We start from the raw sequence: 3,550 nt of genomic DNA on the forward strand, positions 1-3,550 counted from the left end.
GGGGATCAAGGGGGGATCAGCACCCCCCTTATCAAGGGGGGATCAAGGGGGGATCAGCACCCCCCTTATCAAGGGGGGATCAAGGGGGGATCAGCACCCCCCTTATTAAGGGGGGATCAAGGGGGGATCAGCACCCCCCTTATTAAGGGGGGATCAAGGGGAGATCAGCACCCCCTTTATCAAGGGGGGATATACTTACTTGTCAACTAAATAGAACAATTAGCAATAAAATACAATAATAATTTTTACTTTTTACTTAATCGATCATGCTCAAACAGATACGGAAACTACTTATCAATTTTGGTCAACAATGGCGCGATGAAGATTTCATGAGGTCGATTCATCTCATCGAAAACATAGTTTCTAAGGTTTTATCCGTAGCCTTAATTGTTGTTATTATTGTTTCTCTTTATGACCTAGTAGTTATCCTAATCAAAGACCTATTTACTACGGAACCCGTCGGTTTTTTTAGTAAAACTTTAATTGAAATCTTCGGATTATTTCTCAATATTTTGATCGCTTTAGAGTTATTAGAAAACGTCACTGCTTACCTAAGAAAACACATCGTACAGGTTGAATTAGTCGTAGTTACGGCTTTAATTGCCATCTCTCGAAAAATTATTATTTTTGACCCCAATAAATACAGTAAAGATGATTTAATTGCCCTCACTGTGGGAACCTTAGCTTTAGCGGCAAGTTATTGGTTAATCAGAAAAGTTAATCGCGATAATCGCTCTTGAAGTAGTGATTAAGTACCCAGACAGGATTAATCACAGATATTTTTGACTTCTGGAGTTGAGCAGTTCTGGGGTTCTCTCCTTCCAGAGTGTCAATTTAACTTTGTCCAATTACTGATTAGGGAAAGGGGTAGATTTAGAAAACCTAAAACCTAACCCTTCTAAATATTTACTCGACTCTAGAAATATTACCCGCTTTAATCCAACCTTCGCGACCATCGGACAGACGCACGCGATGCCATTGGCCATCGCTGCTGGTTCCCACCACACTGACTTTAGTATTATAATCCAGACCGCCGAGACGAGTCGATTCACTGGTAGGTTCAGAGCGCAAACTTAAACCGCTTTGCCATGTCACCCGCGCTTGATAACCCTCGGATTTGGTTTCTCTTTTTGTTTCTTCGGGACTGGGTTTCGGGGAAGCTTTTGGTGCTGGTGCAGCTGTGGGAGACTCTTTCACCTCAGCTTGGGGTTTAGCAGCTTTTTCCTCCTTAGTTTCCTCTTTTTTCTCCTCGGTAAAGACGGGTTTAGGAGGATTAGAATTCATACCGGAGAGAAGCATATAGGCGACAGCAGTAGCCCCACCGACCAAAATCGCCACTCCCATGACAAAACCGAGCATAAATTGCAATAAACCGGATAAACGCTTCATATTGGTGCTAAATTAACTGTTAGGATTGACATTAAAACGATCATCGCGAGAGGCTAAACGAGCTTTACCGGACTTAGCCCAATCCTGTAGAAATTGAATCTGTTCTTGGGCAGTGCGAGCCAGGGGTATAATCTGACTAGCGGCCTCAAGCACATCATCGGTGCTAAAGTCGCGATTTTGACTAAACCCGATGTGCATCGCTTCCACGATGGTTTGTTCGATTTCTGCCCCCGAAAAATCGGGAGTTTCGTAGGCTAATCGCTTTATATCATAACTTTTCAGATTATGGGGCCGCACTTTCCCCAAATGAACGCTAAAAATCTCCTCGCGGGACTTTTGGCTAGGTAGTCCGACAAAAAATATCTCATCGAAGCGTCCTTTTCGCAACATTTCCGGGGGCAGAGATTGGATGTTATTAGCTGTAGCGACGACAAAAACCGGCGATTGTTTCTCGGCTAACCAAGTGATAAAAGTCCCGAAAACCCGCCCGGTGGTTCCCCCGTCGCCTTTCCCATCCACTCCGGCGAAAGCTTTATCGATTTCGTCTATCCACAGCACACAGGGAGCTAAAGCTTCGGCGAGATTAATCATCTGACGGGTACGCGATTCCGATTCTCCCACCAATCCGCCAAATAAACGCCCCACGTCTAGACGCAGTAGGGGTAAGTGCCAATGATGGGAAATAGCTTTCGCTGTCAGGGATTTACCCGTCCCTTGAATTCCCACCAATAGTAAACCCCGGGGATTGGGTAAACCGTAGGCGCGGGCGCGTTCACTAAAGGCACCACCGCGACGAATCAGCCAATCTTTGAGGTTATCTAGGCCGCCGATGTCAGAAATCTGCTCTGTGGCGGGATAAAAGTCTAATATCTGGGTTTGACGAATCGATTGGCGTTTTTCTGCCAAAATTAATTCCACGTCCTCTGGCTCAATTTTGCCGTGACTGGCTAAACATTTGGCTAAAACCCGACGAATTCTCTCTAGGGATAATCCTTGGGCAGAAAGCACTAATTCATCCAGGAGTGGTTCTTTGACGGGTTGTCCGGTGGCGGCGATTAATCGCTGGATTTCCTGTTTAATTTCTTCGCCACTGGGGAGGGGAAAATCGACGACGGTGATTACTTCGGTTAGATCCGAGGGGATAGACAGTTCGGGAGCGACGATAATTAGGTTTTTGGGCTGAGATTTCAGAGAACGGGCCAGATTTCGCAATTTTCTGGCGATGGCAATATCTTCTAAAAAGCGCTGGAAATCGCGTAAAATTATGATCGCGGCGATGTTAGTCGGCAGCTTTTCGACGAATTCAAGAGCTTGCAGGGGATTACGCCGAGCAAAGTTCTCGTTATTGGGATTATCTTGATAACCATCCACAAAATCCCAGACATAGACAGCACGGTTATTGCTCTGTTTGGCAATATCGGCGATCGCTTTTTCCAGACGTTCTTCTTCTAGGGTGGTAGTATAGATGAGAGGATAACGGGCCCGCAGCAGTAATTCAAATTCTTCACCAAAGCTCATAGCTATTCGTCTATAGTTTTTGCTATTTATATCGTCATCGAAAATTTGGGTCTGAAACCCCGTCGTTCTACGACGGCTTTACTGTTAAATATTAGCGCATTTACAAAATATATGCTAAAATGTGAGACATGGAAAAAGCCTATTCTTACCGATTTTACCCAACACCCGAACAAGAGTCGCTATTGCGGCGCACTTTGGGCTGTGTAAGATTAGTTTACAACAAAGCTCTCCATGTCAGAACACAAGCTTGGTATGAAAGACAAGAAAGAGTAGGATATGTTCAAACTTCTTCAATGTTGACCGATTGGAAAAAACAAGAAGAATTAGACTTTTTAAACGAAGTAAGCTGTGTACCTTTACAACAAGGGTTAAGACACCTACAAACAGCTTTTACTAATTTCTTTGCTGGTCGTACTAAGTATCCTAACTTTAAGAAAAAACATCAGGGAGGAAGTGCCGAATTTACCAAGTCTGCTTTTAAATTTAAAGACAGACAAATCTATTTAGCTAAATGCACAGAACCCTTACCTATTCGATGGTCAAGACAAATACCAGAAGCTTGTGAACCAAGCACAGTAACAGTCAGATTACATCCCTCAGGACGTTGGCATATCTCAATAAGATTTGATGACCCAACGATTAA

The 3,550-nt window shown here is 44.0% G+C and carries 4 protein-coding genes; 2 read left to right on the plus strand and 2 right to left on the minus strand.

Annotated elements, in window-relative coordinates:
- The first annotated feature begins 266 nt into the window (after window positions 1-266).
- Complete coding sequence (locus PX484_RS20315; RefSeq protein WP_002800917.1) at window positions 267-740, plus strand: phosphate-starvation-inducible PsiE family protein; 474 nt, start codon at window positions 267-269, stop codon at window positions 738-740.
- Between the two features lie 166 nt (window positions 741-906).
- On the opposite strand, the gene PX484_RS20320 is transcribed toward PX484_RS20315, so the two are convergent.
- The gene (locus tag PX484_RS20320) at window positions 907-1,389 is read right to left on the minus strand and encodes an SH3 domain-containing protein (RefSeq protein WP_002800919.1); all 483 of its coding nucleotides are present in this window, start codon (window positions 1,387-1,389) and stop codon (window positions 907-909) included.
- A 12-nt stretch (window positions 1,390-1,401) separates the two neighbouring features.
- On the minus strand, window positions 1,402-2,907 hold the full coding sequence (locus PX484_RS20325) for a Ycf46 family AAA ATPase (protein ID WP_002800920.1): 1,506 nt from the start codon (window positions 2,905-2,907) through the stop codon (window positions 1,402-1,404).
- 128 nt (window positions 2,908-3,035) lie between these two features.
- Here PX484_RS20325 and PX484_RS20330 point away from each other — a divergent pair.
- On the plus strand, window positions 3,036-3,550 hold a 515-nt coding region (locus tag PX484_RS20330; RefSeq protein ID WP_288105294.1), incomplete at its 3' end, for an RNA-guided endonuclease InsQ/TnpB family protein.

Source organism: Microcystis sp. M49636_WE2 (genome assembly GCF_030065375.1).
Classification (GTDB): domain Bacteria; phylum Cyanobacteriota; class Cyanobacteriia; order Cyanobacteriales; family Microcystaceae; genus Microcystis; species Microcystis aeruginosa_C.

Excerpts from the sequence above, each read along its gene's own strand:
- PX484_RS20315 (WP_002800917.1), top strand. The coding sequence starts at position 267 with ATGCTCAAACAGATACGGAAACTACTTATCAATTTTGGTCAACAATGG.
- PX484_RS20320 (WP_002800919.1), bottom strand. The coding sequence starts at position 1,389 with ATGAAGCGTTTATCCGGTTTATTGCAATTTATGCTCGGTTTTGTCATG.
- PX484_RS20325 (WP_002800920.1), bottom strand. The coding sequence starts at position 2,907 with ATGAGCTTTGGTGAAGAATTTGAATTACTGCTGCGGGCCCGTTATCCT.